Genomic DNA, 18212 nt, shown 5'->3' with positions numbered 1-18212 from the left:
CAGGACGCCTCGGCGGGCCTGACGGCGGTCGCCGCGAGCGACCCGGCGGCCCGTGCGGTGGCGGCCGTGGACTGGGGCTCGCGCTCCTACCAGGACCCCGCCGACGGCTCGCGCATCGACCTGTCGAACGGTCACGGCACCGCGCCGGGCGCGCCGGTGACGCTGACCACCGTGCTGGCCGCCCGCTACCAGGGCGAGGCCGCGGCGGTCGTCGTGCTCACCCGCCGGGACCGGGCCGTTCCGGAGGACATGATCGAGCTCTACCGGGTCCGCAGCGGCGCAGAACCGGTTCTGCTGGCCGCGCACGCCACCACCGGGGACCCCAACGGCACCAGCGTCTGGCAGATCCAGAACGGCGCGGTGCTGCGCCAGGAGCGCACGCCGCAGAGCGGCGGCCGCACGGTCAGCACCACCCGCTACACCGTCGCCGCGAAGGGCACGATGACCGAGACCTGGCCGGGTACGGGCGCGGCGTCCTCCCCGGCCGTCCCCTCCCCCTCGGCGACGGCCCCGGAGTCCGCCTCGCCCGCTGCCCAGGCCCTCGGCTCCCCCGCGTCGGCCTCCCCGGCGCACGGCTGAACCCGCCACGGGGAGCAGCGTGGACGCTCCGGAACCCCCGCAGCACCCCGCCCGCGCTGCCTTCCCGGACCTCGCGACCGTCCTGCCGCCCGAGTTCCTCCGCGTGCCCTATGCCGGCGCCCGCCATCCCGGCTCCCCCGCCGTGGCCGCCCGCCCCGGCCTCGCGGAAGGCGCCAACTGCCAGCTCTACGCCTACGCGGTCCTGGCCCACTTCGGCCTCCGGATGCCGCCGCTGCGCTCCGCCGAACTGTGGGCCGACCGCGCGGCCACCCGCATCGTCCCCACCCCCGGGCCCCTGGACCTGCTGCTCTTCGCCCCGACCGACAACCCGTACGGCGCCCACGTCGGCCTCTGGCTCGGCCCGGACCAGGTCCTCCACCTCTCCCGCGAGGTCGGCCACCCGGCCGTGTGGCCCCTCGCCGCCTTCCGGGCCCGGATGCGCTACCGCGTCCTGATCGGCGTGAAACGCGTCCGCTCCTGAGGCCGGTCCGGCGGATCGGCCGGTGAGCGCGGGTCACCCCGACGCGCCGGGGCCGGTCGCGATCCCGCAGGTCGCGGGCGGTTGAGGGGAGACTCGTCCGTGACGGCTCGGAGGAGGGACGGACATGACAGCACCGGACCTGGGAGCGGCGGCGTTCGGCCCCGTCGACTTCCGCCCGGCGACGGACGTGCTCGCCGCGCTCGTGCGCGGTGTGCGCGAGGAGCAGCTGGACCTGGAGACCCCCTGCGGCGGAATCTCGGTCGGGCGGCTGCTGGACCACATCGACGGGCTCAGCCTCGCCTTCGCTGCGGCGGCCCGCAAGGAGCCGCTGCCCGACGGCGGCCGGGCGCGGGAGCCGGATGCGTCGCGCCTCGGGGACGCGTGGCGTGACCGCCTGCCTGCCGGGTTGGACGCGCTGGCCGACGCCTGGGTGCCGGGCGCGGCGTGGGAGGGGGTGACCACCGTCGGCGGCCTCGATCTGCCCGCGCCGATCGCCGGGGCCTCCGGGCTGGACGAGGTGCTCGTCCACGGCTGGGACCTGGCCGCCGCCACCCGGCAGCCCTATCCCGCCGACGGCGCGCTGACCGAGGCCGTGGAGACCGCCTACGCCTGGGTCGGCTCCGTCGCGGCGCAGAACCCGGAGGGCGTGCCCGGCCTCTTCGGGCCACCCGTGACCGTCCCGGACGACGCACCGGTGCTGCACCGCCTGCTGGCCCTGACCGGCCGCGACCCGGACTGGAAGCCAGGGCGGGGCCTGGTGGTGTAGGGCCGCGTCATCCGTCCGTTCGCGCGGACGCCTGAGGCGAGGTGGTGAACCTCCGCCACACCGGGGCGCTGCGGACCCCGAGGAAGTTCCGGAGGGACCGGTAGACGCCGACTTCGAGGCAGCCGAATCCGTCGTGAGGGCGGACGGGGCTGTTGCGCGGGTCGTGCTCGTCGTCGTAGTCGATGTCCTCGTACCGGGGGTCCTCGATGCTGTCGTGGGTCAGACGGCCACGGGCGTGCTCGATGATGAAGACCAGCAGCCCAGGGCAGTCGTAGCGGCGGGAGACGTGAAGCTGGGCGCGTCGGCGCAGGTCCCGCTCAGGGGCGGGTGGCGTAGAACGCCACGGCGGAGGCCGCGGCGACGTTGAGCGAGTCGACCCCGTTCGACATCGGGATGGTGACCCACTCGTCCGCCGCCCGCAGCGCCGCCGTGCTGAGGCCGTTGCCCTCGGTGCCGAAGACGAGCGCGACGCGCTCGTGCCGACGGGCGGCGAACTCGTCCAGGGAGATCGCGTTGTCCGCTAGGCAGAAGGCCGCGATGGTGAAGCCGGCGTCGCGCAGCTCCGTGAGCCCGTCCGGCCAGGGGTCGAGTTCGGCGTAGGGGAGGCTGAGGGTCGCACCCATCGACACCTTGACGGCGCGTCGGTAGAGCGGGTCCGCGCAGCGCGGGCTGAGCAGGATGGCGTCGACGCCGAGCGCAGCGGCGTTGCGGAACGCGGCGCCGATGTTGGCGTGGTCGACCAGGTCCTCGAAGACCGCGACCCGACGGGCGCCGGCCAACACGTCCTTGACCGGCACGGCCGGCTTGCGCTGCATCGAGGCCAGCGCGCCGCGGTGCACGTGGTAGCCGGTCACCTGCTCGGCCACGGCGGGCGTCACGGCGTAGACGGGCGCCGGGACCTCGTCGATGACGTCCTTCATCTGGTCGATCCACTTGGCCGAGAGCAGCATCGACCGCATCCGGTACCCGGCGATCCGGGCGCGCCGGATCACCTTCTCGCCCTCGGCGATGAACAGGCCCTCCTCCGGCTCGCGGCGGCGGCGCAGGTCCACGTCGGTGAGTGCGACGTAGTCGTGGAGGCGCGGGTCCTCCGGGTCCTCGATGGTGATGAGCTCGGCCACGGTCGAATCCTGCCCGCTCGGGCTCAGCCTGCCAAGGCGACGACGTCGCCGATCACGACGATGGACGGCGGCCTGATCCCCTCGGCGGCGACCACGTCGGCGACCGTCGCGAGCGTCGCCCGCACGACGCGCTGCGCGGCGGTGGTGCCCTCCTGGATCACCGCGACCGGCGTCTCGGGGGCACGCCCGCCCGCGACCAGCGCGGCGGAGATGGCGGCGATCCGCTCGACGGCCATGAGCAGCACCAGCGTGCCGCGCATCTTCGCGGCAGCGTCCCAGTTGACCAGCGAACGCGGGTCCTCGGGCGCGACGTGACCGGAGATCACGGTGAACTCGTGCGTCACGCCCCGGTGGGTGACCGGGATCCCGGCGGCGGCCGGGACGCTGATGGAGCTGGAGATGCCCGGCACCACGGTGACGGGCACGCCCGCCTCGGCGCAGGCGATCAGCTCCTCCATGCCGCGTCCGAAGACGTACGGGTCGCCGCCCTTGAGTCGGACCACGAACTTGCCCGCCCGGGCGTGCTCGATCAACGCGTTGTTGATCGCCTCCTGGGCCATGAACCGGCCGTAGGGGATCTTCGACGCGTCGATGACCTCGACGTTCGGCGGCAGCTCGTCCAGCAGCTCACGCGGCGCGAGGCGGTCGGCGACCACGACGTCCGCCTCGGCGAGAAGCCTGCGGCCCTTGACCGTGATCAGCTCCGGGTCGCCCGGCCCGCCCCCCACGAGCGCGACACCGGCCGTGCGGCCGCGGTGGTGCGCGGCCGCGAGGCTGCCGTCGCGCACACCGCTCACGATCGCGTCGCGCAGGGCGACGGAACGCCGCGGGTCACCGGAGAGGACGGCCACAACCGTCCCCTCCGCCCGCCCGCTGGCGGGGGTCCACGCGGTGCCGCCGGAGGCGTCGTCGCTGCGGGCGCAGAAGATCCGCCGCGACTCCGCCTCGGCCGCGGCGGCGGCGTTCGTCTCCGGGTCCGAGGTCGCGATCATGGCGTACCAGGCGTCGGCGAGGTCCCCGGCCCGGTACCCGCGCTGCTCCCAGCGCAGCTCGCCGGCGTCCGCCATGGCCTGCACGGCGGGCGTGGTCTCGGGAGCGATCAGGACCACGTCCGCCCCGGCGCCGAGCAGCGCGGGCAGGCGTCGCTGCGCCACCACACCGCCGCCGAGGACGATCACACGTCGGCCGACCAGTCGCAGTCCGACGGGGTACGGCGGGGTCGCGTCGTCGTCGAGCGGGGCGGTGGGCATGGGCACTCCGTGATCGATGGGACATGGGCAACGCACTCGGTTGCACCCTCCAGGGGCGCCGGGGCCTGCGCGACAAGCCACCCCGGGAGGTGACCCCTCGAACGAGCAGGGCCATCCGCACATGGGGGATTCTCGCGCAGTTCCCCGCGCCCCTAAAGGTGCTGCAACTCACTCGGGCTGCAGAAGCGATTCGCCCGGGTAGGGCCTAGTGCTTCTCGGTGACGCCCGCCGAGTCGAACGTCGCCACGTCGTGCATCGCCCGCGCCGCCGACTGGACCAGCGGGAGCGCCAACAGCGCGCCCGTGCCCTCGCCGAGGCGGAGGTCGAGGTCGATGAGGGGACGCAGACCGAGCTTCGCCAGCGCTGCCTTGTGGCCCGGCTCCGCCGACCTGTGGCCGGCGACGCACGCCGCCAGTACCTCGGGGGCGATCGCCTTGGCGACCAGCGCCGCCGAGCCCGCGATCACGCCGTCGAGGATGACCGGCGTGCGCAGCGACGCCGCGCCCAGCAGGAAGCCCGCGATGGCGGCGTGCTCCAGGCCGCCGACCGCCGCCAGGACGCCGATCGGGTCGGACGGGTCCGGGCGGTGCAGTTCGAGGGCCTGACGAATGACGGCGACCTTGCGGGCGTGCGTCTCGTCGTCGATGCCCGTGCCGCGGCCGGTGACGGCCGCCGGGTCCTCGCCGGTGAAGACGGAGATCAGCGCGGCGGCGGCCGTGGTGTTGGCGATGCCCATGTCGCCGGTGACCAGCGCCTTGTTGCCGGCGGCGACCAGGTCGCGCGCGGTCTCGATGCCGACCTCCAGCGCGCGCATGGCCTCCTCGCGGGTCATCGCGGGGCCCTGCGTCATGTCGCCGGTGCCGGGGCGGACCTTGCGCGGCAGCAGGCCCGTGGTGCGGCCGGAGTCGAGCGCCGGGGGCAGCTCGGAGGCGACGCCCACGTCGACCACACAGACCTCGGCCCCCAGCTGGCTCGCGAACGCGTTGATGACCGCGCCGCCCGCCAGGAAGTTGCCGACCATCTGCGCCGTGACCTCCTGCGGCCACGGGGTCACGCCCTGGGCGTGCACGCCGTGGTCGCCCGCGAAGATCGCGACGCACGCGGGCTCCGGGATCGGCGGCGGGCACTTGCGGGAGAGCCCGCACAGCTGCGCGGAGATTATCTCCAGCATGCCCAGCGAACCGGCCGGCTTGGTCATCCGCTTCTGACGGTCCCACGCCTCGCCGAGCGCCTTGGCGTCCAGCGGGCGGATGCCGCGCAGGGTCTCCTGCAGGACGCTGTGCGGCTCCTCGCCCGGGAGGGCGCGGCGGCCGTAGGTCTCCTCGTGCACGACCCAGGAGAGCGGGCGCTTCTTCGCCCAGCCGGCCTGCGCCAGCTCCGGCTCGTCCGGGAACTCGTTGACGTAGCCCACGCAGAGGTAGGCGACGACCTCCAGGTGCTCCGGCAGGCCCAGCTCGCGGACCAGCTCCTCCTCGTCGAAGAAGCTGACCCAGCCGACGCCCAGGCCCTCGGCGCGCGCGGCGAGCCACAGGTTCTCGACCGCGAGGGCGGCCGAGTACGGCGCCATCTGCGGCTGGGTGTGACGGCCGAGGGTGTGGCGGCCGCCCCGGGTGCGGTCGGCGGTGACCACGATGTTGACCGGGGTCTCCCGGATGGCCTCGATCTTCAGTTCCTTGAACTGCTTGGCGCGGCCCTTGGGGAGCGACTCGGCATAGATGTCGCGCTGACGCTCCGCCAGCTCGTGCATCTTGGTGCGGGTCTTGGCGGAGCGGATGACGACGAAGTCCCACGGCTGCGAGTAGCCGACGCTGGGCGCGGTGTGCGCGGCCTCCAGGACCCGGATCAGCACCTCGTGCGGGATCGGGTCGGAGCGGAAGCCGTTGCGGATGTCACGGCGCTCGCGCATCACGCGGTGCACGGCCTCGCGCATGTCCTCGTCGTAACCGGGGGCGGCGTCGCCCAGCTCCTCGAACTCGGTTTCGAGCTCAGCCTCGGCCTGGGGCTCGGCGGTCTCGGTCTCCGCGGTGTCCGCACCCGGGGCGGCCGGAGCCGGCTCGTCTCCGGCGGCCGGGACCACGGCCTCTGACGTCTGGTGCGGGATGGTCGGCTCGGCCGCCACCGCCTGCGGCGGCTCCTGGACCGACTGGGCTTCCTGCGTCTCCGGCACCTGCTCGACGGCCTGTTCCGCCACGATCTCTGCCTCCACCACGTCCGACTTCCCCGGCGCCTCGGTGCCCGGCTGCGCGCCGGACACCGCGCCCTGCTCCCCCACCGGCCGGTCGACCGACTCGGCGACCGGCTCGGCGACCGGTTCGGCCGCGACGTCCGCGGGCGCCTCGGCACTCGGCTCGGACGCGGGCTCATCGACCGGCTCGCTCACCGACTGGGCGGGGGTCTGGGGGTCCGTCTCCGAGACGGATTCAGCCGACGCCGAGGCCTCAGCCGCAACCTGGTCGGGCTGCTCGGCGACGGGCTGCTCGGCCTCGGCCGCAGGGTCGACGGCGACGGGCTCGACCAGCGGCTGACCGGTCAGCACGCCGATGCCCTGCGCGGTCTCCTCGGGCTGGACCGGCGAGTGGCTCTGGGACGGCGGGGCGATGAAGGAGGCGATGCGCATGGGCGCCCCCTCAACGGCCCCGCGCTCCGCCGGGACCACCGGCTCGGACGCGACGGACGACTCGGCACTCGGCTCGGGTTCCGGCTCGGCGACCGGCTCGGTCGGCTCGACAGCGATCGGCTCGACAGAAACCGGTTCGACGGCGATCGGCTCGGCCGGGACCGGCTCCATGACGAACGGCCCGGAGGCGGTCGGCGCGGCGGGTTCGGCCTGCTCGACGACCTGCTCGACAGCGGGCTCGGCGGGGACGGCCGATCCGTTCTGGAGGGCGGTCTCGACCTGGGCGGCCGAGCCGCCCAGGGTGCTGTCCGGGGACGGCATCTGCATCGGGACGGTCGCCGTCACGGTGACCGTGGTGCCGGCCGCCGCGGCCTGGACGGCGGACGCGGACTGGTCCAGGTACTCGGGCGCGCCGCCCAGCGTCGTGGGCCCGTTGGACGTGGTGACGCCGTAGGGAGGCGTGCCGGCCGGGAGTGAGCCGTTGCCGCCGTGGCTGCTCGGGCCGCGGTCGGCGAGCGAGCGGACCGGCACCTGGCCGGTCATCAGGGACGGGTCCGGGATCGGCGGACCGGCGTGCAGCGGGCGCCGCGGCGCGGTCTGCTGCGCCTGCGCGTCCGCGCCGTCGGCGGCGGACAACTCGTCGGCCTGCGGGGACGGAACGGGCTCGACAGCCGGGGCCGCAGCCTCGGCGGCGGGGACCGCCTGCCCGGACTGCTCGGCCAGTTCCGTCGGCCCGGCCTGCTCGGCCGGCGCGAAGGTCTCGACCGGGAGGCCGGGCATGCCGGCGGCGGCGAGGTACGGGTCGGTGGTGTAGCCCTGGGCGACGTAGGGGTCGCCGGCCGGCGCCTCGACCGGCATGCCCGGGTGGACGCCCGGGACGTGCTGACCGGCCTGGGCCGCCTGCCCGAGGACGGACGACAGCGGATCGGTCAACGGGTCGATCGCCACCGGCGCGTGCGGCTGCGCCACGGCGGCGTGGGGAGCCTCGGCCCCGGGGGGCGCCATGGGAGGCCAGGACGGCGCGGGCGGCTCACCGTGCGCCGGTGCGTGCATCTGCACGCCCGGCTCGTAGGAGCCCAGGATGCCCGGCATCTCCGCCCCAGTGCCACCGGGCTGTCCCGGGACGACGGAGACGACCGGCGGAAGGTTCTGTGCCTGGGGGTACTCCTGGCCGCGGGCGGTCTCGTTCCACGCGCCCTGCGGTCCGGGCATGAGCAGCTCGTCCTCCTCCTCGTCGACATCGTCGAGGAAGGTGTAAGCAGGCCGGACGCCCTGGACGGGGCCCTGCTCGGCGGCGTAGCCGACGTGCTGCGGCACCTGCTCCGGCTCGAGGCCCGGTACCTGGCCCCCGGGGGGGACGTTGCCGGTCTCGCTCATGTCACTGGCTCCTTCCAGGGCCGCCTGGCGTCCACGGCACCGCGGCTGCGGCCACGACACCCACCGTTCCGGTCCTCGCCTCACTGCGGCGGACCGGTGCACACCCCGCCCGCCACAAGAAGAACGACAGAACCGGGGCAACCGGCACGATCGCCCCGGCCACACCGGCATTCTTCCGTCCCACCGGGGCCCATGGCCAACGCGCACGCCCGACGATGCTGTGGCTTCCGCCACGTTGCATCGCGCCCCTCGGGACACGGCGTCAGCCTACCTGTCGTCAGTGACGCCGGACGCCACGGTCTTGCGCGGTGGACAGACTCCCCGGCTCGTCCACGAAGCCCTCACGCCCGGTCCCCCCACAGCACCCACCGGGGTGCGGAGGCGCCCAACTCCCCTTCCGCGTCCAGCGAAGAAGACTGCAGCAGGCTGCCTTCGGCGCGGTAACCGGACCGCGCGAACGCGCGCCGGAGCTCCTCCAGCTCCGCCGTGGTGCGCGGCAGCGCGACGATCCGCTCCGGGCGCCGGGTCAGGCACGCCTGGAGCACCGAGGCCCCTTGGCGCACCAGCACGACGTCCGGCTCGGGCAGGTCGGCGAGCACGGCCGGCGCGGCCCCGAGAACCGTCTGCACCTCCACACCCGCGCGGCGGGCGCTGACGTCGAGTCGGGCGCAGGCGTCGGGGTCCTCGTCGACGGCTATGACGGCCGCACCGCAGCGCGCGGCGTCCACCGCGAGCGCGCCGTCGCCGGCGCCGACGTCCCACACCAGGTCGCCCGGCCGCGGCCCGAGCCGGGCCAGTGCCAGCGCCCGCACGGGCGGGGGCAGTTCGGACGCCTGTGTGCCCTGCTCGGACGACGGCGACTCGGCGGGCTGCGCCCAGCCGCGTCCGGCCTTGCCGGGGAAGTCGACGGGCCGCCCGGCGAGCCACCCCGAGGGCGGCACCGTCCCGCCGTTCCCTGAACCGCCTATGACCAGCACCACGTTCGGGTCCCGCCACAGGTGGTCGGGCACCCGGTCGGAGGTGAGGACGGTGACGTTCTCCTCGGGCGTGCCGAGGGACTCGCAGATCACGAAGGTCCGGTGCACGTCGCGCAGCATCAGCGCGAGCTCGGAGGGCCCCGCGCCCGGCGCGGTCAGCACGGCCACCTTCGGGTGGGCCCGGCAGACGTTGACGGCGCGGCGGAGCCCGCGCCCGTGGGTGGAGACGATCTGCGCGTCGTCCCAGGGCATCCCCGCGCGGGCGAAGGCCGCGGCGACGGCGGAGACCGCCGGCAGCACCTCGATCTCCAGGCCGTACTCGGGCCGCCGCAGAGTACGCACGACGCCGAAGAAGCCGGGGTCCCCGTCCGCGACCACGACGGCGGTCCCGCGGTGCTCGGCGATGCGCCTCGCCACGAGCTCGACGCTGCCGAGCGCCATCCGCTCGACGCTGGGCGCGAGCCGCAGGGCCCGCAGGGGGACGCTTCCCGCGGCGACGAGTGTGGCCGCGTCCAAAGCGGCGCGCGCGGCGTCGCCGAGCGGCGAGCCGTCCCAGCCGATCACGGTCACCCGGTCAGCCATGGCGGTCGCTCCGCACCTTTTCCCCCACCGTCGTCCTCCACCCGGGCCCCGCACAGGCTAGCCCCCCAGCCCTTGCCGGGCCAGCTGCACCCCCCTGCTCGCTGCCCGCTCGCTCCCACCTGGGATTGCACTGACCTCAGGGGCGCGAGGCTGCGCCGATGCGAGGCTCCGCCGCGCGGGGCACGACCGGGCGGGGCTTCGATCCCCAGGCGGTTGCACCCTCCGGGGGCGCTGGGCTGCGCCGATGCGCGGCTCCGCCGCGCGGGGCACGACCGGGCGAGGCTTCCCTCCCCCGGGCGGTTGCACCCACCGGGCGCGCGGGGAACTGGGCGGCAAGCCACCCACGCAGATGGCGGGCCGAACGCGCAGGGCCGTCCGCACGCCGGTGGTTTCTCGCGCAGTTCCTCACGCCCCCGGAGGGTGCAGGGACATGCAGGACCGAATCTTCAGGACCAGATCGGGTCGAGGTCCTCCGGGAGGAGGCTCCAGACGATGAGATCGGAGCGGGTGGTGTGTTCCGCGTCCGCGCCGCGGACGAGCCAGGCGTTGCGGAGGACGCCCTCGCTGATCGCGCCCAGCTTCTGGGCGACCTGCTGGGCGGCGATGTTGCCCGCCGCCGTCCGGAGCTCCAGGCGTTCGAACTTCTGGTCCTCGAAGAGCCAGCGAGCCACCGCGTGGGCGATCTCGCCCGCGTAGCCCTCGCCGCGGGCCCAGGGGGCCGTGACGACCTGGAGCTCGGTGCTGCGCAGGCGCCAGTCCGTCGCGCGCAGGCGCACCGTCCCGATCAGACGCTGGGTCAGGAACTCCACCGCGCCGAGCGCCAGGCCGCGGCCGGCGACGCGCTCGCCCAACGCGCGGGTGTGGACCCAGGCCTGCGCGTCGCGCAGGGCATAGGGGTGCGGCGCGGTGGTCCACTGGTGGACCAGATCGTCGTTCAACATCTCGGCGAGCGCGGGGGCGTCGTCGGGGTCGAACGCACGCAGCACCAGGCGATCGGTGTTGATCGTGATCTCCGGGAACACCGGCGCGCATCCCTTCGGTCCGGACACCGCCGCCGCATCGCTGCTGCTCATGGAACGATCATGCTCCAGGGTGGGGGCCGCCGTCACCTCTTTGCCGCGGCGCGCCGGGACGCGGAGGTGACGGCGTGTGGGAGAACGAGGCTACTCGCTCCCTCAGAAGGCCGGAATGACCGAGCCCGAGAAGGTCTCCTCGATGTACTGCTTGACCTGCGGCGAGTGCAGCAGTTCGGCCAGCTTCTTCACCCGCGGGTCGTTCTGCTCGCCGCTCTTGACGGCAAGGATGTTGGCGTAGGGGTTGCCCTGCGCCTTCTCCAGCAGCAGGGCGTCCTTCTTCGGGTTCAGCTTGGCGTCGATCGCGTAGTTGCCGTTGATGACGGCCGCGTCGACGTCGCCGAGGGTGCGCGGCAGCTGGGCCGCGTCGATCTCCTGGAACTTCAGGTGCTTGGGGTTGTCCGTGACGTCGTCGGGGGTCGCCGTGGTCCCGGCGCCGCTCTTGAGCTTGAGCAGGCCGTTGGCGGCCAGCAGCTGGAGGGCGCGGCCCTCGTTGGTGGCGTCGTTGGGGATGGCGACGGTGGCGCCGTCGGCGAGCGCGGCGGCGGACTTCACCTTGTGCGAGTACAGGCCCAGCGGCTCCAGGTGGACGGCCTCGACGGACACGATGTTCGTGCCGTGGGTCTTGTTGAAGTCGTCCAGGTAGGGCTGGTGCTGGAAGTAGTTGGCGTCGGCGGAGCCGTCCTGGACCGCGAGGTTCGGCGTGACGTAGTCGGTCACGACCTTCACCTGGAGGTTCAGGCCGGCCTTGGCGGCCAGGTTCTTCTGGATGTACTCGAGGATCTGCGCGTGCGGGGTGGGGCTCGCGACGACGACCAGCGGCTTGCTCGCGTCGTTCGACGAACCGGAGCCGCTCGACGAGGTCGAGGCGGACGAGCCGCAGGCGGCGAGGGTGAGGGCCAGCGCGCTGGCGGCAACGGCGGTGGTGGTGAACTTCACGGAGGTACGCACGAAAAGTGCCCTTCCTTGCTTCGGTGCTTGGTGCAGGTGGATCAGCGCTGGGCGGAGCCGGTGAGCTCCGGTTCCGGCGCGGGGGTCTCCGCGGCCTTCGGGGCGGCGGAAGTCTGGGTGGGGACGGTCCGGTGGAGCGTCCAACGGGAGGCGGTCGCTGGCCGCTTGTGGTCGAGGCCGCGGGCGAGGCCCTCGCCGGCCAGTTGGACGAGCGTCACCAGGACGACCAGCTCGGCGGCGATGACCCACATGAAGGTGGTCTCGAAGCGCATGTAGCCGTAGTTGATGGCGAGTGTGCCGAGTCCGCCGCCGCCGACCGTGCCGGCCATGGCCGAGTAGCCGACCAGCGCGATCACGGTGGTGGTCAGCGCCGAGACGAGCGCGGGCAGCGCCTCGGGCAGCAGTGCCTTGCGGACGACGGTCCAGGCGGAGCCGCCCATCGCCTGCACCGCTTCGACGAGTCCGCCGTCGACGTCGGCGACGGCCGTCTCCACGAGCCGGGCGAAGAACGGGATCGCGCCGACGGCGAGCGGCACGGTCGCGGCCTGCCATCCGAGCGTGGTCCCGGTGACCCAGCGGGTGAACGGGATAATCGCCACGATCAGGATGACGAAGGGCAGCGAGCGCCCGACGTTCACAACCGTGCCGACGAGCTTGTTGACGCCCGCGTTCTGCAGCAGGCCGCCGCGCCGGGTGCTTGCGAGCAGCAGGCCGAGCGGCAGGCCGAGCAGGACGGTGGCGAGGGTGGCCAGGCCGACCATCCAGGCGGTCTCCCAGGTGGCCTGCCACAGCAGGGGCTGCATGTCGTTCCACGTCATCAGGCCGCCACCTCCACCTGGAGACCCTGCTCGCGCAGGTAGCCGATGGGGACGACGTTCTCGTCGAAGCTGCCGGGCAGCGAGACGCGCATCCGGCCGACCTGACGGCCGCCCAGGGTCTCGACGGCCGCGCCGATGATGCTGACGTCGACGTTGTAGGTGCGGGCCAGCTGCGAGATGAACGGCTGGGCCGTCGCCTCGCCCTGGAAGGTGATGTCGAGGAGGGTGCTGCCCTGGAGGGGTTCGCCCTCGCCGAGCGGGAAGAGCTCGCGGGCGAGCTCGGAGCCGGGTCGCTCCAGCAGCTCGTGCAGCGTGCCGGACTCGACGACGCGGCCGTCCCGCATCAGCGCGGCGGAGTCGCAGACGGACTTGATGACGTCCATCTCGTGCGTGATGAGCAGCACGGTGAGGCCGAGCTGCCGGTTGAGGTCGCGCAGCAGCTGGAGGACGGAGCGGGTGGTCTCGGGGTCCAGCGCCGAGGTGGCCTCGTCGGAGAGCAGCACCTTGGGGTCCCCGGCCAGGGCGCGGGCGATGCCGACGCGCTGCTTCTGGCCGCCGGACAGCTGCGCCGGGTAGGCCTTGGCCTTGTCGGCGAGGCCGACCAGCTCCAGCAACTCGCGCGCCTTGGCGGCGCGCTCACGGCGGCTCAGGCCGGTGAGCTCCAGGGGCAGTTCGACGTTCTCGGCGACGGTGCGGCGGGCCAGCAGGTTGAAGTGCTGGAAGACCATCCCGATGGAGCGGCGGGTCTCGCGCAGCTCGGCGGGCGAGAGCGCGGTCAGCTCGCGTCCGTCGACGCGGACGCTGCCGGAGGTGGGGCGCTCCAGCAGGTTCACGCAGCGGATCAGGGTGGACTTGCCGGCGCCGCTGGTGCCGACGACGCCGTAGACCTCGCCCTGGCGGACGTGCAGGTCGACTCCGTCGAGTGCGGCGATCTCCGTGGTCGAGCCGGGGCGGCCCTGGGCACGGTAGACCTTACGCAGGTCAGAGGTGGTGATCACAGTGTTTCCGTGGGTCGGCGCGCGAGGCCGTCCGTGCGGCGTTGATCGCGCGGGAAGGGTGTGCGGGGGCGGCCCGGAGCGGAGCTCTACGGGCGGGTCGTGCGCTGGGCGGGAAGGCTCAGCAGCCGCACATTCGACAACAGCGCATCATGCTGCGCATGCCACGACCACCTGCCGGCATCGCGCCGGTGAGGTGGGTGTGCGTGGTCGTCGTCATGGGAGCCAGCTAAACACACGGCCTGCGGATCGCCCAAAAGGGATGTCCGAAGTATGAGACGAATGGTGGGACGGCGCAGGAAAGAGAGCTGCTCAACGCGGTCGACAGGGTCGGGGTCGTGCCGCCCCGGGGACGTGGGGAGAGCCCGGGGCGGCGCGCGTCACGCGGTGGCGGCCAGCTGTTCCGCCGGCTGGGCGGCCGGCTTCTCCAGCACGATGAAGCTGAGCTTGGTGTTGATCTCCTCGACCTGCGTCTGGCGGTAGCCGAGGCGCTGGTAGAGGCGCAGGTTGCCGATGCTCCGGTGGCCGGTGAAGAGCCGGTAGCCGGTGGGCGGCCGCGGCCCGGAGGCGAGCTGCCGTTCCATGGCGCTGAGCAGTCGGCTGCCGAGTCCGTGCCGCTGCATCCGGGGGTGGACCATCAGGCGCCCTATCCGGCCCACGCCGTCGGCGTCGACCCAGCCGCGGACGCTGCCGACGACCTCGTCGCCCAGACGGGCGACCAGCACATGGTGCTCCTTCAGCTCCGAGCGCAGGCTCTCCAGCGTCTGCGTCAGCGGGTCGATCGCCCAGTCACCGTAGAGCTCGGCCTCGCCCTGGTAGCAGAGGAACTGCAACTTCAGGATCCGCTCGGCGTCGTCCTCGGTGGCCACCGAGGTGGTCACGCTCATGCCCACGCGCTTCCTCCCTTTCTCGTGAGCCCGGCCGCGCGATGTGCGAGGGGAGTGCGCCCGGGTGTGCCCTGACCGGAGGTGTGGTCTGCCTGACGATCATGCGTCGTCATCGGCGTACGTTCCAGTCCCCTTTACCCAGCGGCCTCCGGATTGCAACCTCGCGGCGCGAGCCGGCCGCGATCCCCCCTCGAGCGGGCTCGGGTACTTGTAATTCATCAAGCGATGAATTAGCTTCGAGTCATGGGGCCGGCACGGGCCCGTGACCATCACCGAGCGATGGGGGAGCACGACGATGAACACGATGAACAGCGCTCAGAACCGTGACTACGACGTCCTGGTCGTCGGCGCCGGACCGACGGGTCTGCTCCTCGCGGGTGACGTCGCGGCCGCCGGGCTGCGGGTCGCCCTGCTGGAGAAGCGCCGCGAGGAGTCCAAGCTCACCCGCGCCTTCGCCGTCCACGCCCGCACGCTGGAGGAGCTCGACGCCCGCGGCCTGGCCGACGAACTGCTGCAGACGGGAGCGCGGCTGTCCGACCTGAGCATCTTCGGGGCTGTGCACGTCGACATGAGCAAGCTGCCGAGCCGGTTCCCCGAGCTGCTGATCACCCCTCAGTACCAGACCGAACGCGTGCTGCTGCGCCGGGCGCTGGACGCCGGGGCGACCCTGCTGCGCGGCGCCGAGGTCACCGGCCTCCGCCAGGACGCCGACGCCGTCGAGGTGGACGCCCTCGTCGACGGCGAGACCGTCACCCTCCGGGCCGCGTACGCCGTCGGCAGCGACGGGGTACGCAGCACCGTGCGGCGGCTGCTCGACGTCGACTACCCGGGCGAGTCCGCGATCTCCTCGGTGATGCTGGCCGACGTCCGGCTGGACACCCCGCCCGAGGACGTGCTGGCCGTCGGCGCGAGCAAGCAGGGCTTCGCCTTCATGGCCCCCTACGGCGACGGCTGGTACCGCGTCATCGCCTGGGACCACGCCGAGCAGCTCCCCGACTCGGCGCCCGTCGACTTCGAGGCGCTCTGCCGGCTGGTCACCTCGGTCCTCGGCAAGGACCACGGGCTGCACGACCCCCGCTGGACCTCGCGCTTCCACAGCGACGAACGACAGGCCACCAGCTACCGGGTCGGCCGGGTCTTCCTCACCGGCGACGCGGCGCACTGCCACTCCCCCGCAGGCGGCCAGGGCATGAACACCGGCCTGCAGGACGCTGCGAACCTCAGCTGGAAGCTCGTCGCCGCGGTGCGCGGCTGGGCCGCGCCGGGCCTGCTCGACAGCTACCAGGCCGAGCGGCACCCCGTCGGCGCGCACGTCCTGCGGACGTCAGGCGGCCTGCTGCGCCTCTCGATCGGACAGAGCGCCCCGCTGCGGCTCGCCCGCGGGCTCGCCAAGGCCCTCGGCTCCCACCTCGCGCCGCTGGCGCGGCGCGGCGGCATGGAGGTCTCCGGCATCTCCGTCTCCTACCGCGACCAGGCCCCTGCCGGCTCCCACCGCCTCGTCGGCGACCGCGCCGCGGACGTCGCCCTTGCCGCCCCCGCGGACGGCAAGGGTCCGACCCGCCTCTACGAGGCCCTGCGCGAGGGCCGCTTCGTCCTCGTCGGACCGGACGCAACCACCTCGGGCGAGGACTTCCCCGCCGACTGGTCCGACCGCGTCGTGACCGCCACGGCCCCGAGCCTCACCTCCGAGTGGCTCCTCGTCCGCCCCGACGGCTACATCGCCTGGGCCGCGGAGAACCCCACCCCGACCCAGGTCCGCACCGGCCTGACGGCCTGGTTGGGCAACTGATCGAGTTGCACCCACCCCAGGGGCGCGGGGAACTGCGCGAGAAACCACCCTGTGCGGATGGCCCTGTTCCGTGAGGACCATCCGGACGTCAGTGGCTTGTGGGTGCAGTTTCCCGCGCCCCTGGAGGCCCTAAATGTCCGGGCCCAGGCGGCGGCGGAGGCACTCCAGACAGTGGGAGCGCGTCGGCCCGATGCTGCCGCGCGGCGTGCCGAGACGGGCCGCAAGAGTGCTGTAGTCCGCCGTCGGATCGTCAAGGAGCGCAGCGAGCAGCGCTCCGCAGCGGGCGGGTAGGCGCGCGACCGCGGCGCGCAGCCGCGCCGCGCGCTCCCGCGCGAGGTGGTGGGTCTCCGGGCAGACGGCGGTGCGGGGAAGCCGTAGGCCGGCGGGGATCTCGGCGTTGACCATGCCCGTGGGGACGTGCCGCGACGCGTCCCCGGCTGCCGTCAGCGGCCGGTTTCACCCACGTGGCGGACTGCGTGTCACCAGATGATCAACGGAATGTAACCCAGACCACCGACTGCCGCGTACCGGGCGGTAACAGATGGCTACTAGGATCACTGCATCCCGTTTCGCGTAACCCGCCCGCGATCGCGCTCGGCCACGACGGAGGCACGGTGTTCTACTGGACGCTCAAGAAGATCATTGTCGGCCCGCTGGTCCGCACCCTGTACCGGCCCCGGGTCACAGGTCTGGAGAACGTCCCCGTCGACGGCCCGGCAATCATCGCGCCGAACCACCTCTCCTTCTGTGACTCCGTCTTCCTGCCGCTCGCGGCGCCGCGTCAGGTGCACTACGTGGCCAAGGAGGAGTACTTCATCGGCAAGGGCGTCAAGGGCCGGCTGATGGCGTGGTTCTTCACCGGCGTCGGCGCCGTCCCGGTGGACCGCAGCGGCGGACGCGCGTCGATGGCCGCGATCGACACCGGCATGGCCCAGCTGGACAAGGGCCGCCTCTTCGGGATCTACCCCGAGGGCACCCGCTCCCCCGACGGCCGGCTGCACCGCGGCCGCACGGGTGTCGCGCACCTGGCGCTGGCCAGCGGCGCGCCGGTCATCCCGGTGGGACTGGTCAACACCGACCAGGTCCAGGCGAACGGCAGCATGCGCTGGCGCAGGCCGTTCCGGGTCCGCCCGGAGATCCACTTCGGCAAGCCGCTCACCTTCGAGCGCTACGAGGGCATGCAGCGCGACCGCTTCGTGCTTCGCGCCGTCACCGACGAGATCGTCTCGGCGATCCTGGACCTCTCCGGCCAGGAGTACGTCGACATGTACGCCACGAAGGCCAAGCTGCTGGCCGCGAAGGCGGCCAAGGCGGAGACCCCGAAGGACGGTCGGCAGAAGCTGAAGGACGCCGCCTAGAGGACGCAGCCTGGACCTGTCCGCAGCGGCGTGCCAGGCTGCCCGCATGCACGAGAAGATCGACATCAACGACTGGGAGCTCCGCAGCGCCCGGGCCTGGGCCGAGATCGACGGCTACGACGCGCGCGGCGAGGCCGGTGAGGCCGAGTTCCGTGAGCGGATCGACCGGCTGGCGGGCGAGCTGCCGTCGGACAGTCCGGTCGCGGTCTTCGAACGGGCCTGCGCCTGGGACTCGACCGGCCACTCCGACCAGGCCGTTCCGCTCTACTGGGAGGCCCTGGACCGCGGCCTGACGGGCATGCGCCGACGCCGGGCCGTGGTGCAGATGTCCAGCTCGCTGCGGAACATCGGCCGGGTGGCCGAGGCCGTCGACCTGCTCACGGCGGAGCGGGACAACCACGACCCGGACGCGGCGGTGCTGGCGGACGCCGTCGCCGCCACGCTCGCGCTGTGTCTCGCCGACGTGGGCCGCGAGCGGGAGGCCGTCTCGGTCGCCCTCTCCGCCCTGGCCCCTCATCTGCCGCGCTACCAGCGGTCCATGGCGAACTACGCCCGTCTTCTGGTCGAGCCGGAGTAGCCGGGCGGCCGGAC

The 18212-nt window shown here is 73.4% G+C and carries 16 protein-coding genes; 6 read left to right on the top strand and 10 right to left on the bottom strand.

Translation table 11 applies throughout. The features are described from left to right. The 3 genes from TR49_RS43910 to TR49_RS17845 form a co-directional block, all read left to right on the top strand. The coding region (locus TR49_RS43910) for a hypothetical protein (RefSeq protein ID WP_042382838.1) at window positions 1–579 on the top strand (579 nt) is incomplete at its 5' end. Window positions 580–598: 19 nt separating this feature from the next. Continuing rightward, window positions 599–1060, top strand: a complete 462-nt coding sequence (locus TR49_RS17850; RefSeq protein WP_439654107.1) for an NlpC/P60 family protein — start codon at window positions 599–601, stop codon at window positions 1058–1060. A gap of 124 nt (window positions 1061–1184) precedes the next feature. Further along, window positions 1185–1826: a TIGR03086 family metal-binding protein gene (locus tag TR49_RS17845; RefSeq protein WP_042382836.1), complete on the top strand. Its 642-nt coding sequence runs from the start codon at window positions 1185–1187 to the stop codon at window positions 1824–1826. 317 nt (window positions 1827–2143) lie between these two features. Here TR49_RS17845 and TR49_RS17840 read toward each other — a convergent pair whose 3' ends face one another. The 9 genes from TR49_RS17840 to TR49_RS17800 all read right to left on the bottom strand — a co-directional run bounded on the left by TR49_RS17840 (window position 2144) and on the right by TR49_RS17800 (window position 14480). Next, complete coding sequence (locus TR49_RS17840) at window positions 2144–2947, bottom strand: TrmH family RNA methyltransferase (RefSeq protein WP_042382834.1); 804 nt, start codon at window positions 2945–2947, stop codon at window positions 2144–2146. Window positions 2948–2970: 23 nt separating this feature from the next. After that, entirely contained in the window at window positions 2971–4197 is a 1227-nt protein-coding gene (gene cobA / locus TR49_RS17835; RefSeq protein WP_042382833.1) for a uroporphyrinogen-III C-methyltransferase, read from the bottom strand. Between the two features lie 205 nt (window positions 4198–4402). Continuing rightward, a complete protein-coding gene (cobT, locus tag TR49_RS17830) occupies window positions 4403–8191 on the bottom strand; it encodes a nicotinate-nucleotide--dimethylbenzimidazole phosphoribosyltransferase (RefSeq protein ID WP_042382832.1) in 3789 nt (1262 codons plus the stop codon). A 341-nt stretch (window positions 8192–8532) separates the two neighbouring features. Further along, window positions 8533–9750, bottom strand: coding sequence for a precorrin-6y C5,15-methyltransferase (decarboxylating) subunit CbiE (cbiE, locus tag TR49_RS17825; protein WP_042382830.1), 1218 nt, complete (start codon window positions 9748–9750; stop codon window positions 8533–8535). Between the two features lie 446 nt (window positions 9751–10196). After that, window positions 10197–10823 carry a GNAT family N-acetyltransferase gene (locus TR49_RS17820; protein WP_042382827.1) on the bottom strand — a complete coding sequence of 209 codons (627 nt, stop codon included), beginning with the start codon at window positions 10821–10823 and terminating at the stop codon, window positions 10197–10199. Window positions 10824–10925: 102 nt separating this feature from the next. Further along, window positions 10926–11774 carry a MetQ/NlpA family ABC transporter substrate-binding protein gene (locus TR49_RS17815; RefSeq protein ID WP_042382826.1) on the bottom strand — a complete coding sequence of 283 codons (849 nt, stop codon included), beginning with the start codon at window positions 11772–11774 and terminating at the stop codon, window positions 10926–10928. A gap of 41 nt (window positions 11775–11815) precedes the next feature. Continuing rightward, window positions 11816–12592 (bottom strand): methionine ABC transporter permease, encoded by a 777-nt coding sequence (locus tag TR49_RS17810; RefSeq protein ID WP_052434384.1) that lies wholly within the window; start codon window positions 12590–12592, stop codon window positions 11816–11818. Then, complete coding sequence (locus TR49_RS17805) at window positions 12592–13590, bottom strand: methionine ABC transporter ATP-binding protein (protein WP_042382825.1); 999 nt, start codon at window positions 13588–13590, stop codon at window positions 12592–12594. Before TR49_RS17805 ends, TR49_RS17810 begins: the two co-directional genes overlap by 1 nt. 377 nt (window positions 13591–13967) lie before the next feature. Further along, a complete protein-coding gene (locus TR49_RS17800) occupies window positions 13968–14480 on the bottom strand; it encodes a GNAT family N-acetyltransferase (protein ID WP_042382823.1) in 513 nt (170 codons plus the stop codon). Window positions 14481–14778: 298 nt separating this feature from the next. On the opposite strand from TR49_RS17800, the gene TR49_RS17795 reads away from it, so the two are divergent. Beyond that, window positions 14779–16263, top strand: a complete 1485-nt coding sequence (locus tag TR49_RS17795; RefSeq protein WP_042382893.1) for an FAD-dependent monooxygenase — start codon at window positions 14779–14781, stop codon at window positions 16261–16263. A gap of 129 nt (window positions 16264–16392) precedes the next feature. On the opposite strand, the gene TR49_RS17790 is transcribed toward TR49_RS17795, so the two are convergent. Beyond that, window positions 16393–16668 (bottom strand): hypothetical protein, encoded by a 276-nt coding sequence (locus tag TR49_RS17790; protein ID WP_052434383.1) that lies wholly within the window; start codon window positions 16666–16668, stop codon window positions 16393–16395. A 209-nt stretch (window positions 16669–16877) separates the two neighbouring features. On the opposite strand from TR49_RS17790, the gene TR49_RS17785 reads away from it, so the two are divergent. Both TR49_RS17785 and TR49_RS17780 read left to right on the top strand, forming a co-directional pair. Further along, the gene (locus TR49_RS17785) at window positions 16878–17621 is read left to right on the top strand and encodes a lysophospholipid acyltransferase family protein (protein WP_042382822.1); all 744 of its coding nucleotides are present in this window, start codon (window positions 16878–16880) and stop codon (window positions 17619–17621) included. 46 nt (window positions 17622–17667) lie between these two features. Beyond that, on the top strand, window positions 17668–18198 hold the full coding sequence (locus TR49_RS17780; RefSeq protein WP_042382820.1) for a tetratricopeptide repeat protein: 531 nt from the start codon (window positions 17668–17670) through the stop codon (window positions 18196–18198). Window positions 18199–18212: the final 14 nt, after the last annotated feature.

Source organism: Streptacidiphilus melanogenes (assembly GCF_000787835.1).
In the GTDB taxonomy this organism is placed as follows: domain Bacteria; phylum Actinomycetota; class Actinomycetes; order Streptomycetales; family Streptomycetaceae; genus Streptacidiphilus; species Streptacidiphilus melanogenes.
The sequence above is the reverse complement of the archived record's forward strand: the minus strand, read 5'-3'. Positions and strand labels throughout refer to the sequence as shown.

Excerpts from the sequence above, each read along its gene's own strand:
- TR49_RS17845 (WP_042382836.1), top strand. The coding sequence starts at position 1,185 with ATGACAGCACCGGACCTGGGAGCGGCGGCGTTCGGCCCCGTCGACTTC.
- cobA (WP_042382833.1), bottom strand. The coding sequence starts at position 4,197 with ATGCCCACCGCCCCGCTCGACGACGACGCGACCCCGCCGTACCCCGTC.
- cobT (WP_042382832.1), bottom strand. The coding sequence starts at position 8,191 with ATGAGCGAGACCGGCAACGTCCCCCCCGGGGGCCAGGTACCGGGCCTC.
- cbiE (WP_042382830.1), bottom strand. The coding sequence starts at position 9,750 with ATGGCTGACCGGGTGACCGTGATCGGCTGGGACGGCTCGCCGCTCGGC.
- TR49_RS17820 (WP_042382827.1), bottom strand. The coding sequence starts at position 10,823 with ATGAGCAGCAGCGATGCGGCGGCGGTGTCCGGACCGAAGGGATGCGCG.
- TR49_RS17810 (WP_052434384.1), bottom strand. The coding sequence starts at position 12,592 with ATGACGTGGAACGACATGCAGCCCCTGCTGTGGCAGGCCACCTGGGAG.
- TR49_RS17795 (WP_042382893.1), top strand. The coding sequence starts at position 14,779 with ATGAACAGCGCTCAGAACCGTGACTACGACGTCCTGGTCGTCGGCGCC.
- TR49_RS17790 (WP_052434383.1), bottom strand. The coding sequence starts at position 16,668 with ATGGTCAACGCCGAGATCCCCGCCGGCCTACGGCTTCCCCGCACCGCC.
- TR49_RS17780 (WP_042382820.1), top strand. The coding sequence starts at position 17,668 with ATGCACGAGAAGATCGACATCAACGACTGGGAGCTCCGCAGCGCCCGG.